This is a genomic window from Acinetobacter sp. YH12105 (genome assembly GCF_013419095.1).
GTDB classification, from domain to species: domain Bacteria; phylum Pseudomonadota; class Gammaproteobacteria; order Pseudomonadales; family Moraxellaceae; genus Acinetobacter; species Acinetobacter pseudolwoffii.
The window spans coordinates 143,203-164,020 of the sequence record NZ_VPAU01000006.1 but is presented as its reverse complement, the minus strand read 5'-3'; the positions used below and the strand labels follow the sequence as shown (position 1 = coordinate 164,020).

19 protein-coding genes are annotated in these 20,818 nt (G+C 45.0%); 15 read left to right on the top strand and 4 right to left on the bottom strand.

Annotated elements, in window-relative coordinates:
* Positions 1-320 precede the first annotated feature (320 nt).
* The 6 genes from FTU44_RS07185 to FTU44_RS07160 all read left to right on the top strand — a co-directional run bounded on the left by FTU44_RS07185 (position 321) and on the right by FTU44_RS07160 (position 8,805).
* Positions 321-1,898 (top strand): TerC family protein, encoded by a 1,578-nt coding sequence (locus FTU44_RS07185; RefSeq protein WP_159138520.1) that lies wholly within the window; start codon positions 321-323, stop codon positions 1,896-1,898.
* Positions 1,899-1,971: 73 nt separating this feature from the next.
* On the top strand, positions 1,972-2,436 hold the full coding sequence (locus tag FTU44_RS07180) for a YchJ family protein (RefSeq protein WP_005094506.1): 465 nt from the start codon (positions 1,972-1,974) through the stop codon (positions 2,434-2,436).
* Positions 2,437-2,497: 61 nt separating this feature from the next.
* A complete protein-coding gene (locus FTU44_RS07175; protein ID WP_005108433.1) occupies positions 2,498-3,142 on the top strand; it encodes a trimeric intracellular cation channel family protein in 645 nt (214 codons plus the stop codon).
* Positions 3,143-3,272: 130 nt separating this feature from the next.
* Positions 3,273-4,592, top strand: coding sequence for an MFS transporter (locus FTU44_RS07170; RefSeq protein ID WP_005108434.1), 1,320 nt, complete (start codon positions 3,273-3,275; stop codon positions 4,590-4,592).
* A 165-nt stretch (positions 4,593-4,757) separates the two neighbouring features.
* Positions 4,758-6,977, top strand: coding sequence for a DNA topoisomerase IV subunit A (gene parC / locus FTU44_RS07165; protein WP_159138521.1), 2,220 nt, complete (start codon positions 4,758-4,760; stop codon positions 6,975-6,977).
* A 151-nt stretch (positions 6,978-7,128) separates the two neighbouring features.
* A complete protein-coding gene (locus FTU44_RS07160; protein ID WP_005094498.1) occupies positions 7,129-8,805 on the top strand; it encodes a long-chain-fatty-acid--CoA ligase in 1,677 nt (558 codons plus the stop codon).
* 50 nt (positions 8,806-8,855) lie between these two features.
* On the opposite strand, the gene FTU44_RS07155 is transcribed toward FTU44_RS07160, so the two are convergent.
* Positions 8,856-9,236 carry a hypothetical protein gene (locus FTU44_RS07155; protein WP_005094497.1) on the bottom strand — a complete coding sequence of 127 codons (381 nt, stop codon included), beginning with the start codon at positions 9,234-9,236 and terminating at the stop codon, positions 8,856-8,858.
* A gap of 100 nt (positions 9,237-9,336) precedes the next feature.
* Between FTU44_RS07155 and FTU44_RS07150 the strand changes: the two genes are divergently transcribed.
* Both FTU44_RS07150 and ppa read left to right on the top strand, forming a co-directional pair.
* Positions 9,337-9,735 carry an MAPEG family protein gene (locus FTU44_RS07150; protein WP_005094494.1) on the top strand — a complete coding sequence of 133 codons (399 nt, stop codon included), beginning with the start codon at positions 9,337-9,339 and terminating at the stop codon, positions 9,733-9,735.
* 122 nt (positions 9,736-9,857) lie between these two features.
* Positions 9,858-10,394, top strand: a complete 537-nt coding sequence (gene ppa, locus FTU44_RS07145; RefSeq protein ID WP_074383675.1) for an inorganic diphosphatase — start codon at positions 9,858-9,860, stop codon at positions 10,392-10,394.
* A 97-nt stretch (positions 10,395-10,491) separates the two neighbouring features.
* Here ppa and FTU44_RS07140 read toward each other — a convergent pair whose 3' ends face one another.
* The gene (locus tag FTU44_RS07140; RefSeq protein ID WP_159138522.1) at positions 10,492-11,838 is read right to left on the bottom strand and encodes an OprD family outer membrane porin; all 1,347 of its coding nucleotides are present in this window, start codon (positions 11,836-11,838) and stop codon (positions 10,492-10,494) included.
* A 591-nt stretch (positions 11,839-12,429) separates the two neighbouring features.
* Here FTU44_RS07140 and FTU44_RS07135 point away from each other — a divergent pair.
* Complete coding sequence (locus FTU44_RS07135; protein WP_085064601.1) at positions 12,430-13,164, top strand: TorF family putative porin; 735 nt, start codon at positions 12,430-12,432, stop codon at positions 13,162-13,164.
* A gap of 46 nt (positions 13,165-13,210) precedes the next feature.
* On the opposite strand, the gene FTU44_RS07130 is transcribed toward FTU44_RS07135, so the two are convergent.
* Together FTU44_RS07130 and FTU44_RS07125 are read right to left on the bottom strand one after the other, a co-directional pair.
* The gene (locus FTU44_RS07130; RefSeq protein ID WP_005094488.1) at positions 13,211-14,701 is read right to left on the bottom strand and encodes a YifB family Mg chelatase-like AAA ATPase; all 1,491 of its coding nucleotides are present in this window, start codon (positions 14,699-14,701) and stop codon (positions 13,211-13,213) included.
* A gap of 66 nt (positions 14,702-14,767) precedes the next feature.
* Positions 14,768-14,995, bottom strand: coding sequence for an accessory factor UbiK family protein (locus FTU44_RS07125; RefSeq protein ID WP_005094487.1), 228 nt, complete (start codon positions 14,993-14,995; stop codon positions 14,768-14,770).
* 277 nt (positions 14,996-15,272) lie between these two features.
* Between FTU44_RS07125 and glnK the strand changes: the two genes are divergently transcribed.
* The 6 genes from glnK to FTU44_RS07095 all read left to right on the top strand — a co-directional run bounded on the left by glnK (position 15,273) and on the right by FTU44_RS07095 (position 20,753).
* Positions 15,273-15,611: a P-II family nitrogen regulator gene (gene glnK / locus FTU44_RS07120; RefSeq protein WP_005094485.1), complete on the top strand. Its 339-nt coding sequence runs from the start codon at positions 15,273-15,275 to the stop codon at positions 15,609-15,611.
* A gap of 59 nt (positions 15,612-15,670) precedes the next feature.
* The gene (locus FTU44_RS07115) at positions 15,671-17,086 is read left to right on the top strand and encodes an ammonium transporter (RefSeq protein ID WP_005169048.1); all 1,416 of its coding nucleotides are present in this window, start codon (positions 15,671-15,673) and stop codon (positions 17,084-17,086) included.
* A gap of 140 nt (positions 17,087-17,226) precedes the next feature.
* Complete coding sequence (nrdR, locus tag FTU44_RS07110; protein ID WP_005094481.1) at positions 17,227-17,691, top strand: transcriptional regulator NrdR; 465 nt, start codon at positions 17,227-17,229, stop codon at positions 17,689-17,691.
* Positions 17,692-17,693: 2 nt separating this feature from the next.
* Positions 17,694-18,782 carry a bifunctional diaminohydroxyphosphoribosylaminopyrimidine deaminase/5-amino-6-(5-phosphoribosylamino)uracil reductase RibD gene (gene ribD / locus FTU44_RS07105; RefSeq protein ID WP_005169044.1) on the top strand — a complete coding sequence of 363 codons (1,089 nt, stop codon included), beginning with the start codon at positions 17,694-17,696 and terminating at the stop codon, positions 18,780-18,782.
* Complete coding sequence (locus tag FTU44_RS07100) at positions 18,779-20,071, top strand: DNA adenine methylase (RefSeq protein WP_005094477.1); 1,293 nt, start codon at positions 18,779-18,781, stop codon at positions 20,069-20,071. The genes ribD and FTU44_RS07100 overlap by 4 nt, the downstream gene beginning before the upstream one ends.
* A 22-nt stretch (positions 20,072-20,093) precedes the next feature.
* Positions 20,094-20,753, top strand: a complete 660-nt coding sequence (locus FTU44_RS07095) for a riboflavin synthase (RefSeq protein ID WP_100329432.1) — start codon at positions 20,094-20,096, stop codon at positions 20,751-20,753.
* The last annotated feature ends 65 nt before the right edge of the window (positions 20,754-20,818 follow it).

Genomic DNA, 20,818 nt, shown 5'->3' with positions numbered 1-20,818 from the left:
CCTTATCATTTTTCTTTCTGGTGACTCTAGCTTAATTAATAAATATGACAATTCTGTGTGCGGCTACATTTTCACTGCAATAGGGCTCAGCAAAATTCATCGATAAACAGCCATGAAAACAGGTGAATTTCAAATTGATCTTGATATACTGAAAATTGGTTTCACAACAATAGAACGAAAATGGGTAGTGGTCGTTGGCCGTGTAACGCTATAAATCGCCGTCAAGTAATTGGTATTGTTCAATATCAAAAATATTATGCTGTTTCATTACAGTCTCGGTTCATTCAATGCTGCAGTCCTGAGCTTCAGGAGCCAAGCGTATGATCTTTGAATGGATGTCGGACCCTTCAGCCTGGGTCGGTTTACTCACGTTAATTGTTCTTGAGATTGTACTCGGGATCGACAATCTGGTTTTTATTGCCATTTTGGCGGAGAAACTGCCACCAGAACAACGTAATGCCGCGCGGATTGTGGGCTTAATGCTGGCCCTGGTGATGCGTTTGATCTTGCTGGCTTCGATTGCCTGGGTGGTCACTCTTACTGATCCACTGTTCCATATATTTGATCATGCTTTCTCGGGTCGAGATCTGATTCTATTGTTTGGTGGGGTGTTCCTGCTGTTTAAAGGCACCATGGAACTGCATGAGCGTCTGGAAGCCAAACCGGTCATTAAAGAAGAAAATCCGGTCCATGCAGTATTCTGGATGGTGATTGTCCAGATCGTGGTGCTGGATGCCGTATTCTCATTGGACAGCGTAATTACTGCAGTAGGTATGGTCAAAGACCTGTCAGTGATGATGATTGCCGTGATTATTGCCATCGGGATTATGCTCTGGGCATCCAAAGCCCTGATGGATTTTGTCAACAGACATCCGACCGTGGTGATTCTGTGTCTGGGCTTCCTGATGATGATCGGTTTCTCGCTGGTGGTGGAAGGCTTCGGTTTCCATATTCCGAAAGGTTATCTGTATGCTGCAATTGGCTTCTCGGTGATTGTCGAATTTATTAACCAGACCATGAAACGCAATCAGGAAAAAATGGTGACCACCACGGATATGCGCTACCGTACTGCCTCTGCCGTGATGCGTATGCTGGGTGGTAAACCTGCTCAGGACAATGATTCGTCTGAACCGGAAGATGTTCTGGCAACCCGTGCCTTTGCCGATGAAGTCTTTAATGATGACAATGGCATCTATCATAGTGTCATGGTGCAGGGAGTTTTGGGTCTGTCTGAACGTCCGGTAAAATCGGTGATGACGCCGCGTCCTGAACTGGAATGGATCGATCTGGACAATGCTGCCGACAGCATCAAAGCACAATTGTTGCAGATGAGCCATTCGCGTTTGATCATCGCTCGCGGCGAACTGGACAATATTGCCGGTGTGGTGCTGACCCATAAAGTCCTGAATGAATATATCGAAACTGGGGTGCTGGACTTTGAAAAGCATTTACGTGAGCCAGTCATCGTACATGAAAATGCTCAGGTACTGATGGTGATGGATCAATTGCGTCAAGCGCCCTTACAGATGGCAATTGTGCTGAATGAATATGGCTCAATTGAAGGGATTGCCACCCCAATTGATATCCTTGAAGCGATTGCCGGTGAATTTCCAGATGAAGATGAGCTGCAAGTGGCAGCAGAAAGTCTGGATGATGGCAGCCTGATTCTGGATGGTTCCACCGATATTCGTCACGTTTCCTTGCTGCTGGATCGTGATCTGGTCAATGAAACTGAAGAATATTCGACCCTGTCTGGCTATGTGTTATTCCATATGGCACGTTTACCGCACAGCGGTGAAAAGTTTGAAGCAGATGGGCATATCTTTGAGGTGGTGACCATGGACGGTCATAAGATTGATAAAGTGCATATCATTCCGCAGCTTCCTGCGCAAGACTAAACTATAGTCAGCGTTGGGTTGGTAAAGTTTGCTAAAATAGCCCGCATTGTCGGGCTATTTTTATGGAACTGAAATGTCAGAAGCATGTCCATGCGGACAAGGTGAATATCATAGCTGTTGTCAGCCCTTACATACTGGACAACAGGTTGCAGAGACTGCACAGCAACTCATGCGTTCCCGTTATAGTGCCTTTGCCAAGCATGAAATCGATTACATCAAAACCACGACTGCGCTGGGTCAGCAGCAGGCACTGGATTTGCAAGCCATTAGTGATTGGAGTAAAGCCAATCAGTGGTTAAAGCTTGAGATTGTTCAAGCCAATGAAAAATTAGATAAAAATCACGCCTTAGTCGAGTTTAAGGCGCATTTTCATGATGGCAAGCAGGCACAAGTGCATCATGAAGCTTCGCATTTTGTAAAATTTGAAGGCCACTGGTATTTTCTGGACCCGACCACGGAGCAGAAACTCAGCATGAAACAGGTTTGTATTTGTGGCTCGGGGAAAAAATTTAAGCAATGTTGTGCGGGATTTTTATAACTTTCACATAGATTTAGCTTAGAATAAGCGCCATCTCAAAGCCTCAGGTGGAAGCAGGGCGATGTTACTGACCGTCATCTATATTATTGCAATTACCGCTGAAGCGATGACCGGGGCACTGTCCGCTGGCCGGCGCAGCATGGACTGGTTTGGTGTCATGATCATTGCCTGTGTTACGGCACTGGGTGGTGGGTCGGTCCGTGATGTTCTGCTTGGACATTATCCTTTAACCTGGGTCAAACACCCCGAATATCTGGTGCTGACCTGTTGCGCTGCTTTCGTCACCATCCTGATTGCAAAATGGATGCGCCAGTTACGTAATGTCTTCCTGGTACTGGATGCCTTGGGTCTGATTGGTTTTACCATTATTGGCTGCCAGATTGCTCTGGAAATGGGACATGGTTTTGTGGTGAGTGCCGTTGCAGGTGTCTTGACCGGTGTATCCGGCGGGATCTTGCGTGACATCCTATGTAATGATGTACCTTTGGTTTTCCGTCGTGAACTGTATGCCAGTATTGCTTTTGTTTCAGTGATCTTTTACTGGCTCTGTAGCCATTACGGCTTGTCGCAGGACCTGACCATTCTTTCCACCCTGATTTTCGGCTTTAGCTTGCGTTTGATCGCCATCTATTTTGGACTGGAAATGCCAAAATTCATTTATAAAGAAGATGATGAACATTCGGCATCTTCCAAAGACGAATCCTGATTTGTAATCGTCATGAATGCGGCTATAAAAAATAGCCGCATTCAGCTTAATTCATAGTATAAAAAATACAAAGCAGCCTACCTGTTGAGAAAGCAGCATCTCCCGTTCCACCTGATCAGAGATTTTTGTTATGGATTTAGTTTCTCGCATACAACGCTTACCGATTGGTCGGTTTCATTACACCTTGCTGGTGGTGATTGGACTCGGTTGGATGTTTGATGCCATGGATACCGGATTGATTTCGTTTATTCTGGCAAAAATGGCTGAAGACTGGCAGATGACTGCGGATCAAAAAAGCTGGGTAGTGTCGATTGGTTTTGTTGGTATGGCAATCGGTGCAATCTGTTCAGGTGGTCTGGCAGACCGTTTCGGCCGTAAAACCGTATTCGCTGTGACACTGGTGATTTATAGCTTGGCTACAGCGGCCTGCGCTTTTGCACCGAATTTGACCTGGTTGTTGGTGTTTCGTTTTATCGTCGGTTTAGGTCTGGGTGGACAGTTACCCGTGGCAGTGACGCTGGTCAGTGAATATATTCCTGCGCATGTGCGTGGCCGTTTTATCGTATTGCTGGAAAGCTTCTGGGGACTGGGCTGGTTGGTTGCGGCTCTGGTATCGCGCTTTGTCATTCCGGATTTTGGCTGGCAAACCGCTTTCCTGATCGGTGGTCTGCCTGCGCTATATGCGATTGTGATCTGGAAAATGGTGCCGGAATCTATTCCATTTCTGATTAACCGTGGCCGTGTAGAAGAAGCTTCGGCACTGGTGAAAAAGATCGAGCGTCAATGCGGCGTTGAAGTTTATGAAATCTTTGAAGTGAAGCCGGTCGCAGAGAAACAGTATATTTCATTTACCCAGTTGTGGTCGGGTATCTTTGCGCGTCGTACCCTCATGCTGTGGCTGATCTGGTTCGGTATTATATTTTCTTATTATGGCATCTTTACCTGGTTGCCAAGTTTGCTGGTCAAAGAAGGCTATAGCATCGTCCAGTCCTTTGAATACGTGCTGATTATGATTTTAGCGCAGTTGCCCGGTTATCTGGTGGCAGCATGGCTGGTCGAAAAGCTCGGTCGTAAACCGACCTTGGCAGGTTTCATCGGCATGTGTGCCATCTCGGCATATTTCTTTGGCCAGTCGGGCAGTGTCACCGAAATTGTGATCTGGGGCTGTCTGATGTCCTTCTTTAATCTGGGTGCCTGGGGCGTGCTTTATACCTATACACCAGAACAATATCCAACCAATATCCGTGCTTTTGGTTCAGGCTGGGCTGGCGCAGTAGGCCGAATTGGGGGCATCGCAGCACCTTTTGCTGTCACCCATCTGATGGGCATGCCAAATGGTTTCAGTTATGTCTTCACCATGTTTACTGCGGTTCTGGTTGCCGTTGCAATCGTGATTCTGGTTTTGGGTGAAGAAACCAAAGGCAAGACCCTTGAGTCGATGGGCTTATAAACTTGATGAATTTTTAGTTGCTTAGGGTCTATAAAGTGGATATTTTTAGGCCATAAGACACAAATTGTCGCGCTGAGGCATTTGATGCTCTTGTGTCATCCCCAGCCGCGACATAGCATAAGAAACATTGATACAAAAACGAATTATTTAGGACTATAGGTTGTTATGACAAGCCTTGCGCATCATGCGACAGAAAACCGCTCCGTAGCAGAATTTACCGAACAAGCTTATCTGAATTACGCCATGTACGTGATTATGGATCGGGCATTACCGCACATCAGTGATGGCCTGAAACCGGTACAGCGCCGTATTGTCTATGCCATGAGTGAGCTGGGCCTGAAATGGACCAGCAAACCAAAGAAATCTGCACGTACCGTCGGTGACGTACTGGGTAAATATCATCCGCATGGTGACTCGGCCTGTTATGAAGCCATGGTGCTGATGGCACAGCCGTTTAGCTATCGTTATCCGTTTATTGAAGGACAGGGCAACTGGGGCTCACCCGATGATCCGAAGTCTTTTGCCGCAATGCGTTATACCGAAGCCAAACTGTCTCAGTACAGTGAACTGTTACTGTCTGAACTGGGTCAGGGTACCTGTGACTGGCAGGACAACTTTGACGGTTCGATGAAAGAGCCGGTGAACTTGCCGGCACGTGTACCGAATATTCTCTTAAATGGTACAACGGGAATCGCCGTCGGTATGGCCACCGACATTCCGCCGCATAACCTGCGTGAAGTGATTAAAGGCACCATTGCCCTGATTCGTAACCCGAATCTGACCGATGAAAAAATCTCAGAATATATTCCTGCGCCGGACTTGCCGACCAAAGCAGAAATTATTACCCCACCGGCTGAACTGTTAAAAATTCAGGTCACAGGTCGTGGTAGTTATCGTATGCGCGCGGTCTATACCGTCGATAAAAATGAGATTGTGATTACCGAACTGCCATATCAGGTCTCAGGCTCCAAAATCATCACCCAGATTGCCGACCAGATGCAGGCCAAGAAACTGCCTTTGGTCAGCGATGTACGGGATGAATCGGATCATGCCAATCCAACCCGTTTAGTGATTGTATTGCGTTCTAACCGGATTGATGCCGAAGTGGTGATGAGTCATTTATTTGCCACCACTGATCTGGAATCGAGCTACCGTGTCAACATGAATATGATTGGTGCTGATGGCCGTCCACAGGTGAAATCGATTCGTCGCATTTTACTGGAATGGATCGAGATCCGTAAAACCACGGTGACCCGTCGTCTGCAATATCATCTGAACAAAATCGAAAAACGCCTGCATATTCTGGGGGGGCTGATCATTGCCTACTTGAGTATCGATGAAGTGATTCAGATTATTCGTGAACAAGATCAGCCCAAGCCCGTGTTAATGGAACGCTTTGGCATTGATGAGATTCAGGCCGAAGCCATTCTGGAGCTGAAATTGCGTCATTTGGCCAAGCTTGAAGAAATGGAAATGCGCCGTGAGCAGGAAGAACTGGAAGCGAAGGCTGCGGTGATTCGTGAACAGCTGGCCAATCCGGAATCTTTAAAAGCGCTGATCATCAATGAACTGAAAGATGATGCCAAGAAATTTGGCGATGATCGCCGTTCGCCACTGGTGCAACGTGCCGAAGCTGCTGCGATTAATGAAAATGAGATGCTGCCAGCCGATCCTGTGACCGTGATTTTGTCAGAAGCCGGCTGGATTCGCTGTGCCAAAGGCCATGATGTCGACGCTGAAAATCTGAATTTCCGTGCCGGTGATCAATATCTCAGCCACGCACAGGGCAAATCCAATCAGCGTGTCTATGTATTGGATGAATCGGGACGTAGTTATGCCTTGCCAATCAATAACCTGCCATCGGCGCGTGGTCTGGGTGAACCTTTAAGTTCAAAATTATCACCTGCCAGCGGCATCGGTTTTAAACAGGTCTTTGTTGCAGAGGATGAGACGGAAGTCCTGGCGCTGAGTAACAAGGGCTATGGTTTTAAAACGCAGGCCAAACAGCTGGATACCAATGCCAAAGCAGGGAAGGCCTTCCTGAACTTATCCGATGGGGCGCAAGTCATGAGCCTGCAGCCACTCGAAGATGCCACGCATGTTGCACTGCTCAGTTCAGCAGGACGCCTGTTGATTGTCGATTTAGCAGAATTGCCTGTATTGAACAAAGGTAAAGGAAATAAATTGATACAACTTGAAGGTGGTGATCAAATTTTGTCCATGACAATATTGAAGCTTGATGAAATAATTCAAGTGCTTGCAGGACAACAGCAGTTAAAATTAAAAGGGGATGATTTGCAGAAATATATCGGCAAGCGCGGTGCAAAAGGACAGCTTTTACCACGCGGATATCAAAAAGCAAATAAACTGTTGATTCAAAGATAAGACTAGCATCCATCCTGTAAAATACGTTATATATGAACAACGATTCAACAAGATGGATGCAATATTGCACATATACAAGTCTAAAAATGGCGTGTGATATTGAAAAAAACAGTTGAAAACACTAAGGATTATGATTGGAGAGATGGGCATTATGGAAAAAATTTGGTTGGCTGAATACCAAAAGACAGGGATTCCGGAAACAGTAGAATTACCGGCAGAGAATACTTCTCTAGTCGATGTTTTTGAACGTAATTTCCAAAAATTTGGTTCGCGTGATGCCTTTATCTTTATGGATAAGGCCATGACTTTCAATGATCTGGAAGAGGCGAGCCGTAAGTTTGCAACGTATTTACAAAGCTTGGGGTTGGCAAAAGGTTCACGTGTGGCGGTGATGATGCCAAACGTTCTTCAGTATCCGGTCGTGGCACTTGGGGTTTTCCGCGCAGGGTTGGTACTGGTCAACGTCAATCCACTTTATACTTCGCGTGAACTTGAGCATCAACTCAATGACTCAGGTTCTGAAGTCCTGGTGATTATTGAGAACTTTGCCTCTGTTTACCAAGCGATTCTGGGTAAAACCCCGGTAAAACATGTGGTTATTGCTTCTGTAGGCGATATGCTGGGTGCTTTGAAAGGAACTCTGGTGAACTTTGTCTTGCGTTCTGTGCGTAAGCAGATTCCAGCTTGGGACATTCCAGGCCACGTGAAATTCAATACGGCATTAAATAAAATTAGCCCGAGCAATTACAAACGTCCTGAGTTGAGCCTGAGCGATACCGCGGTTCTACAATATACTGGTGGTACTACCGGCGTATCGAAAGGGGCTGAACTGACACATCGTAACCTGGTTGCGAACATGTTGCAGTGTGACGGGATCTTCCAGAGTAAGTTTGGTGCACAAGATGGCCAGCCAGATGACCGTATTTTCTGTGCCTTGCCGCTTTATCATATCTTTGCATTCATGGTGTGCGCACTTTATGGCATGTATAAAGGTCAGGCCAACGTCCTGATTCCGAATCCGCGTGATCTTCCTGCGGTGATGAAGGAACTACGTAAATACCAGCCGACTTTCTTCCCGGCAGTGAATACACTATTCAATGCGCTGGTGAACAATGAAGAGTTCAAACAGCTTGATCATAGCAAATTGAAAATGGCGATGGGCGGCGGTATGGCGGTACTTCCTTCTACAGCAGCAGCGTGGAAAAAGCTCACTGGAACCAATATTGTTGAAGGTTATGGCTTGTCTGAAACCTCTCCGGTTGCAACGGCAAACCCGCCTGCTTCTGAAGAATTCAGTGGCACCATCGGTATTCCATTGCCATTAACTGAAGTGGCGATTCTGGATGATGACGGCAATGAAGTTGCACTGGGTGAGCAAGGTGAAATTTCAATCCGTGGTCCTCAGGTCATGAAAGGCTACTGGAACCGCCCAGACGAAACTGAAAAAGTCATGGTTAATGGCTTCTTCCGTACTGGTGATATCGGTGTCATGGATTCACGTGGTTATGTGAAAATCGTAGACCGTAAAAAAGACATGATTTTAGTGTCTGGTTTTAACGTGTATCCATCTGAGATTGAAGAAGTTGTTGCAACCCATCCAAAAGTACTGGAAGTGGCTGCGATTGGTGTGCCAGATGAAAAATCTGGTGAAGTACCGAAACTGTTTGTTGTGAAAAAAGATCCGTCTTTGACCACAGAAGAAGTCTTGGCCTTCGCTAAAGAAAATCTGACCGGTTATAAACGTCCACGCTATGTGGAGTTTATGGACGAATTACCGAAATCGAACGTGGGTAAAATCCTGCGTAAAGATTTACGTAAAACAGCTTAAACTCGATATTAAAAAAAGCGCCTGATGGCGCTTTTTTTATTTGCAGGTTTTTATTTTTTCATCAGCCAGCGGTCAAAATAAGGACGTCCTACACCGACCACTCCCAGAAAAATAAACATGGTGCCAAATTGGCGGGTAAATCCTGTCTGGTTAAAGTTGCCATAACTCAGAATATTGTCGACCACACAATAGATCAAAATGGCTACCACCCAGTGCCAGATTGGCATGCGCTTGATGCCGACGGCATAAAAGGCAATCCATAAAATGGCAAAGCTAAAGATCGGCGACCAGATATTCATATTGGCACAAATCACGGCCATCAAAAAAGCCACAATCGGCAGCACGATTTTTAATACGCGATCCACTTGACGTTGATGCTGGCGCTGTTTATCGAGGACATCGAACATTTCATTTTGCTCAGGCGCGACCATAGTGAATCCTTCTTAAGTAATAAAAAACACTCTATTTAACAAAATTTATTCACGAAACACCATGCTATGATAGATATAAAATTTTCATGAGAAAAAACAGATGCACAGCATTAGTGGGGTGATTTATCTCATTTTAGCCGCTTGTCTTTTGCCTTATGTATTTACTTTGATTGCAAAGAAATCGGCAGGCTTTAGCGCAAAAGACAATCAGAACCCACGAGAGTTTTTAGCAAAATCAACCGGGCTCTCGAGCCGTGCCAATGCGGTTCAACAAAATAGTTTTGAAAGTTTACCATTGTTTATTGCCGCTATTTTAATGGCTGAATATATGGTGGTTCCTCAAACCCTGGTCATGACCTTCGGGATAGCCTATCTGGTATTTCGTGTGTTGTACGGCATTTGTTATCTGGCCAACTGGGCGACTTTACGTTCGATCGTCTGGCTGCTTTCAATCTTATGTCCTGTGGCTTTATTGCTGCTGATCATCAAGATCGTTTAAGCAATCAATTACAGTTCGCGGACATATTTACAGTTCGATATTTTAAAATCCAAAAATTTCTTTAAAAACCGTTATAATTGTCGCGGTTTTTTAAAAGATATAACTTGTTAAAGAGTGATGCTATGAGCTACAGCAATATCCCAGCGGGTAAAGATGCGCCAAACGACATCTATGTCATTATCGAAATTCCTGCCAATGCAGCACCGATCAAATACGAAATTGATAAAGATTCTGATGCATTATTCGTAGACCGTTTCATGGGTACAGCAATGTTCTACCCAGCAAACTACGGTTATGTACCTAATACACTTTCTCTTGATGGTGATCCACTTGACGTATTGGTTGTAACGCCACACCCAGTAGAGCCAGGCTCTGTGATCCGTTGCCGTCCTGTTGGTAAACTGAACATGGAAGATGATGGTGGTGTTGATGCGAAACTGGTTGCAGTTCCACACGACAAATTGACTCCAATCTACAAAGATATTCAGGAATATACTGATCTTCCGCCATTGTTGATTAGCCAGATTGAACATTTCTTCCAGCACTACAAAGACTTAGAGCCTGGAAAATGGGTTAAGTTAAGCGGTTGGGAAGGTGCTGATGTTGCGAAACAAGAAGTACTGGACTCAATTGCTGCATATGCAGAAGCAAACAAATAATTGCTTTGCGTTAGTTTAAGATTTTAAATTTTTAAAGCTTAAATTGAAAAAACCTGCACATTGTGCAGGTTTTTTTATGGTTTGAACTTCGAGTTAATTAGAATAATTTCACAGGAATATCTAACCAGATACGCCATTCGTTTGTGTCACCAATGTAGTTTCCGTATTGGTATTCATCACTCGCACGGTAGTATGAGTGACGTACACGTAAGCTGGTATCTTTAGCAAAACCAGATTGAACTGTATATTTTACCTGATTAAAGAATTCACGTTCTTGAGCATCACCAGTGATTAATTGAGAGCGATCATTTTGATTAGCAACATCAATATCCCAACCATATACAAATGCAGAAGTCCAAGATAGGCCAGGAACATTCATTGCACTGAAATCGTAAGTGTATTGAAGCTGTGCTGATTTTTCATCATTACCAATGAAGTCAGACAGGTATGAGTTCGGCATATAAATGGTTTGATGACCATCACCTACACCTTGACCTAAACCATAGTCATAACCTGTATTACCTGTATTTTGTTGGTAAGCTAGCATGACATTGTGTGGGCCTTTATTATAGGTCGTAGAAATTGCCCAAATATTGTTGCTTAACTTATTTAGATCATTTGTGGTATGCGAATAAGTGTATGCACCACCATCTGACTTTTTATCCCAATCAGTATGATAACCACTAAAGTCATGAGTTAAAGTACTACCATTCGCCAATGCATAATTATAGTTTGCATTAACATAATGACGTTCTAGGCGGTCTTTAATGTCTGTACCATAGTAAGAAGCATTAACTGCATCATTAAATTTGTATTTTGCACCCCAAACTACTGCGCGATCCAATTCATTACCATCAGATTTGATCTGGCTTGAACGCTGGTTTTCAGTAAATTTACCAGCAACTAGACTTAAGTTTTCGATTTCATTACTTTCAACCAATACACCTGTAAAGTATTCAGGTACTAAACGCGCAGTATTGCTTGCAAGTACAGGTAGGTCTAAAACCTGAGTACCATAAGTAGCAGTCGTGTTTGAAACACGTGCTTTTACATATGCGCCACCACGTGCCCAGTGATCATAAGCTGAACCATCGGGATGTTGAGGAATCATGTCATTGCCGGCATGTGCATTTTCACCCAATTTGAAAGATGCATCACCAATAATACCGGCACCAAAGCCGACTACACCTTTGGTAAAACCAGAGTCTAATTTAACGATCGCAGTTTGAGCAGCTGAGCTTGTGTCATTAACAACTTTGCGTTCACCTGTTTGGTTATCAGTGTAATTGGTTTTATCACGGTGCAAATAGCCAGTCCGGAAAAGTACAGAACCTTCAGCATCTTCTACAAAACCTTTAGACTCGCTTTGCTCGCTAGCGAAAGCGGTAGAAACCAAAGCAGCCTGAATCAAAACTGCTAATGTTAATTTTTTTGAATTTTGCATTGGGAAGAGAGCCTTATACAAATTGATCGGAATTTTTTAGGAATTGTATAAGAAATGCTGAAAAAATGTCATTTTTTATTGGATATATTCCACTAAAGTTTAGATTTTTTTAACTCAAATTAAACAATAGCCAGGATTTGAGGTGATTAATTTTTAACCTGTCGGTAAAAAGTGAGTAAAAACATAACTCTATTGACAGGTATAAATGATATTTCTGAAGTGATGAAATGAATGTGATCAGCTTGTTTATTTTGAAACGTGCGAAAAATATGATCAAAAATTACGCACTATTTTTTAGCACAAATTTTAATCATTACAAAAATAGAATCAAAATGGGGCAAATTGTAAATGATTATGTATAAGTATTAAAAAAGTGATGAAATAGCCTTAAATACATTTATTTAAAAGAAAGCCTAGATAATTCAGTTTTTTATAATTTAAATTAAAAACAATAACTTAAGTTTTATTTGTCTTTTTGGATTTATTATTTTGGTTCCTTTTATCCAGATTGGCATAGCTCTTGCAAATTTTGAGCTTGAGTTTAATCAATGATCATAAAAACGTCTCAGACGATCTGGGGGGAGCCACACAATGAAATTAACATTAAAAGTATTATCTCTTGCTTTATTGGGCGCTGTATCTTCTTTTTCTTTTGCCGAAGAACCTGTTGCTGAACATACGGTATCTGGAAATATAAGCGTACTTTCAAGCTATAACCTGCGTGGTATTACTAACATTCCTGAAAATAGCGGCGCTACCTTACAAGGTGGACTCGATTATAACCATGCGTCTGGCTTCTATGCAGGTTGGTGGGGATCTACGCTAGATTACACTTTGTCTGAAGAAGGACGTGATGCTTTCGAAAATAACTTCTATGCTGGCTATAGCCACGCAGTCAATGATGACTTAGGTTTAACGATCGGTACGACTTACTACTATTATTATGAATCTGATGTCAATTCTGATGGATTTGAGCTGTTATTGGGTATGAGCTATAAAGATTTGGGCGTTACAGCACAAACCCTTCTTGAAGATACCACTTGGGGCAATGCAGGTGATACCTATTTAAAAGCCACTTATAGCTATGCTTTACCACAAGATTTCAGCTTGGATACAGCTTTAGGCTTATATGCTTATGAAAAATCAGGTGACTTTATTGAAGGAACTACGGAAAGTTTCGGTTTCCGTCATTTTGACATCGGTTTAAGCAAGCCACTTGGTGACACAGGTGTAACTGCAAGCATGAATTATATCTTGGGTGGTTATGACCGTTTTGATGAAAAACAAAAGAATAAAGTCGTATTCGGACTGGGTTATAGCTTCTAATTCTCTTTAGATAAAAAGGCGACCTTAGGTCGCCTTTTTTAATGACCTAAATCTGTTGCTGTCCCCGATAAGACAAAGCTTCAGACAGATGCTGACTCTGGATTTCTGTGCTTTGATTTAAATCAGCAATAGTACGTGCCACCCGTAATACCCGATGATAGCCACGTGCGGATAAATTCAGTTTTTGTTGAGCCAGTTCAAGCATATTCTGGGCAGTCTGATCCAAGCCAGCATAATGTTCTAGCTGCTTTGGACTCAGACTCATATTCAAGCTATTTTGCCGTTGCATCTGAATCTCATAAGCTGCTATCACGCGTTGTCTGACCGTTTCAGAGTCCTCTGTCGGCCGATTATCCTGTAACTCATGCGCCTGTAAGGGCGGTACATCAATATGTAAATCAATCCGATCCAGCAGCGGCCCTGAAATCCGGTTCTGATAGCGCTTGATACTGTCAGGCGAACATTGGCAGCGAATATCCTGATTAAAGGCATAACCGCATGGGCAGGGATTCATGGCAGCCACCAGCTGAAAATTGGCTGGAAAAGTGATCTGACGTGATGCACGAGAAATCACAATTTCTTTGGCTTCCAGAGGCTGGCGCAAAACTTCCAGTACCTTTCGATCAAATTCAGGCAATTCATCCAGAAATAACACGCCCAAATGCGCCAGCGTAATTTCACCCGGTTTGGGGTGTGAGCCGCCACCGACCAGTGCAACAGCAGAAGCAGTATGATGCGGGGCTCGAAACGGCCGCTGGCCAAAAGGATGATTGGCATTGGCGACTGAATAAATACTGGCAACTTCCAGATTTTCCTGGGTTTTTAAAGGCGGTAAAATACTGGCTAATCGAGATGCGAGTAAGGTTTTTCCTGTCCCCGGTGGTCCTCGAAACAGCAGGGAATGGCCACCCGCTGCTGCAATTTCCAGTGCACGCCGTGGCCGCAATTGGCCTTTGACATCGGCAAGATCACATTTATAAAAATGGTTGGTATCGACTGGGATGGTTTGTATTTCTGCTAAGCACTGCGTCTGAGCAAGATGCTCACACACCTCTTTTAGATGATTGGCAGCAAAGACCTTAAAGTCCGGGAGTTGGCAGGCTTCTTGTGCATTCGGACCCGGCAGCATCAGTTGATGCTGATCATGTTGACAGGCAATCGCAATGCTCAGGATCCCTGTGACTGGGCGAAGTTGACCATCGAGAGCCAATTCTCCAATAAACTCAAGATCATCGGTGCAGTTTTCCGGAAGCTGTCCGGAGGCGACCAAAATACCTAAAGCAATCGGTAAATCCAGACGCGAACCATCTTTCGGTAGATCTGCTGGAGCCAGATTAATGGTCAGGCGTTTGGTCGGAAACTGAAAGCCACTATTTAAAATGGCAGAACGCACCCGGTCTTTACTTTCCCGGACTGCGGCTTCAGGAAGCCCCACAATCGTGAGTGAAGGCATGCCGGAACTGACATGAACTTCGACTTCAATTAAAGGCGCGTGCAGGCCAAGCAAGCCTCGTGTATAAATTTTGGCAAAAGACATTATTATTGTTCCAATTTAGTGCATTATTTTTATCGGTCTTAGGTCTTTTGTGCACTGTACTTGTGCTTATTTTTTATTCGAAATTTTATCTTCTAAGGCTTCAACCTGTTTCAGCAAATCATTGAGGCGATGATTGGCATTATCGAGGGCAGTACGTTGACGTTCAATTTCTTCTTTGGACACCAGGTCCATTTTTGTCACAGCTTCATTTAATAGAGCACGAATATTCTGTTCCAGATCTTTCTTAGGTTGTTCAACTTGCTGCAAAATTGCTTGTAATAGGGTTTCAATCATTGTCTGATCCATCGCCATCGAAAGGAAGCGACAGTTTAGCATTGCTCGAATACAGACCCTAGTATTTCAGACAAAATATAGGCTTAATCGATAAGAGATATTGTAAAAATCCACATAAAAAATGTCGGTTTTTTAAAGATTCAAAACCTTTATAAGTATAAAATAAGGTATAAATAAACCGCATGCCGGGCTTTCTAATTTCCCCCGACCTTAGGAATCTTGGCATGAAATTTGAACGTAAAACCTTACTGGTGAAATAAGCCGAAGGAAAACAAACATGAAGCTCGTAACTGCAATCGTAAAACCTTTTAAATTGGATGATGTTCGTGAAGCATTGTCTGAAATTGGTGTTCAAGGCATCACTGTAACTGAAGTGAAAGGCTTTGGTCGTCAAAAAGGCCATACTGAACTCTATCGTGGTGCTGAATACGTTGTAGATTTCCTGCCGAAAGTCAAAATTGAAATCGCGATTAGCGATGACATGGTTGACTCCGTCATTGAATCTATTACGCGTGTTGCTAGCACTGGAAAAATTGGTGACGGAAAAATTTTCGTGACGAACTTAGAACAAGTCATCCGTATTCGTACAGGTGAAACAGGTGCAGACGCTGTTTAACTTGGCACGAAGTTTGCTGAGTACCTAAGAACTCACAAAAACTTGGTTGGGGGATACGAATGAAAAAAATGCTACTTGCGTTCGGCATGGCCGGCGCACTTTTTGGTGGTTCTGTTGCATGGGCTGAAAATGCTGCAACAGCAACACCACCCGCAGAAGACATTGTGCTTGTTGAAGAAACAGGCGAAACCACACTGAATAATACGGCAGATACTCCAGCAGCAATTGCTGAAGCAGCGCCAGTTGAAACAGCAGTACCTGCAGAAGAAGAAGCAACATTAGATACAGGTGATACTGCCTGGGTTTTAACGTCCACCGCATTAGTTTTACTCATGACCATTCCGGGTCTAGCACTCTTTTATGGCGGTATGGTCCGTAAGAAAAACGTCCTGGCGACCATGGCGCATAGCTTTATTGCCGCTGCAGTCGTCAGCATTGTCTGGGTGATTATCGGTTATACCCTGGCCTTCGGGGAAGGGAATGCCTTCATTGGTAGCTTGGACAAATTTATGTTGGCCGGTATTACCACAGAGGCGCTTTCAGGCACCATTCCTGAAATTCTGTTTGTCATTTTCCAAATGACTTTTGCCATCATTACCGTTGCAATTATTAGTGGTTCGATCGCAGAACGGATGAAATTTGGTGCTTTCGTTGCTTTCATTGCACTTTGGGTGGTGATTGTCTATGCGCCGATTACTCACTGGGTCTGGGGCGGCGGCTGGTTGGGTAATGACGGTGCGCTCGATTTTGCTGGTGGTACAGTGGTTCACATCAACTCGGGTGTTGCCGGTCTGGTAGCAGCGTATATGCTGGGCAAACGTATGGGCCTGGGCCGTGAATCGATGGCGCCACACAACTTGACCCTTACTGTGGTGGGTGCATCTTTACTTTGGGTGGGCTGGTTCGGTTTCAACGGTGGTTCTGCCTTGGGTGCGAACGGCTCTGCAGGTTATGCGCTGGTGGTGACTCAGGTGGCAGCGGCAGCGGCAGCGCTCTCTTGGCTGATTACTGAAAAACTGGCACGTGGCAAAGCATCTGTATTAGGCGGCGTATCGGGTGCAGTTGCTGGTCTGGTGGTGATTACGCCAGCCGCAGGTTTTGTGACTGTCGGTGGTGCATTGGCGATGGGTCTGATCGGTGGTGTGGTGTGTTTCTGGGGGATTACTGCGCTGAAACGTGCCTTGAAAGCCGATGATTCTTTAGATGCGTTTGGCCTACATGGTGTAGGTGGTGTGGTCGGTGCAATTTTGACCGCTTTTTTTGCCAGCGAATTCATTATGGGGGATGCTGCGCCAGCCAACATGATGAGCCAGCTTTGGGTTCAAGTTGAAGGTGTACTTGCGACCATCGCTTACTCTGCCATCATGACCTTCATCATCCTGAAAGTGATTGACTTGATCATTGGTATCCGTGTCGCATCTGATGATGAGCGCATGGGTCTGGATTTGAGCCAGCATGGTGAACGTGTCGAATAATAATAAACACACAATAATCAATATATAGTGCAAAACAGCCCAAATGGGCTGTTTTTTTTCTATATGTTGCGTAAGACTCTACAAAGTTTGCAATTTTTGCTACACTCGGAATCCATCTGGATTTGTTCAATTAAACCGCTATGCATTGCCCATTTTGCAATACTGCCGACAGTAAAGTGATTGATTCACGCCTGGCAGCTGAAGGCTGTCAGATTCGTCGTCGCCGTGAATGTGTCAGTTGTAATGAACGTTTTACGACTTTTGAAAGTTATGAAGTGGTGATGCCGCGCGTGATTAAATCGGATGGCAAGAATGAACCCTTTGATGAAGCCAAATTACGTCGTTCCCTGATGCATGCCTTGCAGAAACGTCCGGTAACCCAAGAGCAGATTGAAACAGTTTTGAGCGATATCCAGTTACAGATTCGCCGTTTGGGTGAGCGTGATGTGAAATCGCGTACCATCGGTGAAATTGTCATGCAGTCTTTATTCGCACTCGATCACGTGGCCTATGTGCGTTTCGCTTCGGTTTATCAGGATTTCCAGGATGTTGAAGCTTTTCGTCATCAAATTGAACAGATGCAACAGCGAGAATCACAAGAATAAGCATGTCTGAACTGAATCAAGATCAAGTCTGGATGCGCCGCGCAATTCAGCTTGCCCAGCAAGGTCAATACTCGACCAAGCCCAATCCGAATGTCGGCTGTGTCATTGTCAAAGATGGCGTCATTATCGGTGAGGGTTTTCATCCTCAAGCAGGGCAGCCGCATGCTGAAGTATTCGCGCTGCGTCAGGCTAGTGAGCAGGCACGTGGTGCAACCGCGTATGTCACTTTGGAGCCGTGTGCGCATTATGGGCGAACGCCGCCATGTGCCAAGGGTCTGGTTGAAGCTGGTGTGGCTAAAGTGGTCGTGGCCTGTCCTGATCCAAATCCGCTGGTGGCGGGCAAGGGTGTACAGATTTTAAAAGATGCCGGTATCGATGTTGAAGTCGGGATTGGTCAGGAACAAGCGCATCAGCTGAATCAAGGTTTCCTGAAAGCCATGGCGACCGGCATGCCGTATGTGCGACTTAAAATTGCATCCAGTCTGGATGGCCGTACGGCGATGGCATCCGGTGAATCGAAATGGATTACCGGAGCCGAGGCGCGTCAGGACGTGCAGTATTGGCGGGCCATTTCCGGTGCAGTCATCACTGGGATTGAAACAGTTCTGGCCGATGACTGTCAGCTGAATGTGCGGCAACTCGATGGCATTGAAGATATTGAAACAGTAGTACAGCCCAAGCGTATCATTTTGGATCGTCAGGGGCGTTTGCCATTAACGGCGAAAATTCTAGCGCAAGCCGACACCGTGTTGGTGATGGGACCTTTTCGGCAAGAGCTGGCCGATCTGGGTGTGTTACAATTGCCGGTACAGCCTTTAAAACAATTATTGTCCCAGCTGGCTGAGCAGCATCAGATTTATGATGTCTTGGTGGAAGCAGGGGCGACCTTATCTACGGCATTTTTACAAGAACAATTGGTTGATGAACTGATCAGTTACGTTGCACCGACTTTATTGGGTCAGTCTGCACGTACTATGTTTAATGCAGAATTCAGCCTTATGGCAGAACAACTCCGATTTAAGCTGCGCGATGTGACCCGCTTGGGTGATGACGTGCGCTTCAGGTTAATTCCTTTTCAAGAGACACTATGAGTTCAGAGTCTACGGTTTATCATAAACGTCGCCATGCGGCACGTACCACCGATGAATATCTTTTCCATCAGCTGGTTCCTTATCTGGGCAACAAACGCCGTTTATTACATTTGATTCTGGAAGCACTTGAAATTACAGGAACTCTGAAGCGTGAAGATGGCCGTGCGCCGATTTTTGCTGATTTTTTTGCTGGTTCTGGTGTGGTATCACGCTTAGCCCGTCAAAATGGTTATCGCGTGATTGCCAATGACTGGGAACCCTATAGCCATGCATTGAATCATGCGGTGCTGGCCTGTACTGAAGCACCGGCGTTTAAAGAATTGGGTGGCTATCAGAAAGCCATTGATTATCTGAACCGTCTGCCGGAAGTGAAAGGCTGGGTCACGCATAACCTGTGTCCGCGCAATGATGAAATTTATGATCCCGCCCGTGACCGTTTGTTCTTTAAACGTCGTAACGGCATGCGTATTGATGCGATTCGTCAGCAGATTGCAGCTTGGCAGGCCCAAGGTGCCATTGACGATGTAGAGATGTCTGCCTTGCTGGCACCATTACTGTATTCAGCCAGTTTTGTCAGCAATACCTCGGGCGTTTTCAAGAGTTTCCACCACGGCTGGGGCGGAAAAACCCAAACGGCGCTGGAACGGATTGAATCTTTACTGTGGCTGACCCCAAGCCGCTTTTGCGAGTCGGATCAGAAGAAAGGTATGGCTGCCGAAATGTGGTGTGTCGATGCCCAGCATCTGGCCAATCAGATGAGCGGTTTTGAAGTAGATGTGGCTTATCTGGATCCACCGTATAATCAGCATGCCTATAGCAGTAATTACCATGTCCTGAATGCTTTGACCTTATGGGATCAGGCCGATTTACCGACGCCAGATACCAAGGGCTTCAAGAGCGGGATTGACCGGGCATGGCGCAAAGAGCGTCCGAGCCAGTACAACTCTTCCAAATATGCCAAAGAAGCCTATGAAAACTTGTTGGCGACCATCAATGCGCGTTTCATTCTGACCAGTTATTCAACGGATGGTAATATCAGCGCCACTGATTTATTGCAGGCCAACCTGAAACGTGGCCGGGTGACCTTGCTGACTCAGGATGTACCACGTTATCGGGTCAGCAAACAGCGCCAATCTGAACGTGCACGCGTACTGGAATTTATTGTGATTACCGATACCCATGCCAGGTCAGGTCCACCGATCCGTCAACTCCTCAGCCAGTTGCATCATTATGCAGAATTGGGCGGTGTGGATACCACCGGTGTCAGTACCCAGTTGGCACTCTGGTAAAAGAATAGAAAAGGAAATAAAAATGTTTACAGGTATTATCGAAAGCCTCGGCAAAGTAGACAGTCTGCGAATTGTGGGTGGTGATGTACGTTTACGTATCCAGACTGACCTGGACATGTCGGATGTACATCTGGGTGATTCTATTGCTACAAATGGCATCTGCCTGACAGTCATCGACTGGGGCGAAAACTGGTATGCAGCTGATGTGTCCCGTGAAAGTCTGAACCGGACGACACTGGGCAACTGGAAAGCCGGTCAACCTGTTAACGTCGAAAAAGCCATGTTGCCGACTACGCGTTTTGGCGGCCATATTGTTTCAGGTCATGTCGATGCAGTCGGCGAGATCACTTTGGTGCGTGCAGATGCACGCTCGATTTATTATGAAGTCACTGCACCGGCTGAAATTGCCAGATATCTGGCAGAAAAAGGTTCGGTCACAGTCGATGGTATTAGCCTGACCATTAATCACTTGCGTGGCTGTGTGATTAGTCTGAACTTGATTCCGCATACGGCTGAACGTACCAATATCGGTACCTGGAAAGTGGGTAGCAAGGTCAATCTGGAAGTGGATGTGCTGGCACGTTATATCGAGCGTTTATTGCTCGGTGATAAAGCCGCAGATACCACTGAACAGTCTAAGATCAGCATGGATTTTCTGGCTGAAAATGGCTTTTTAAAATAAGTGGAATGCTTGAATACTGAACAGTCTGATTGAAAAATTAGACTGTTTTTTTATTTTTCGGGATA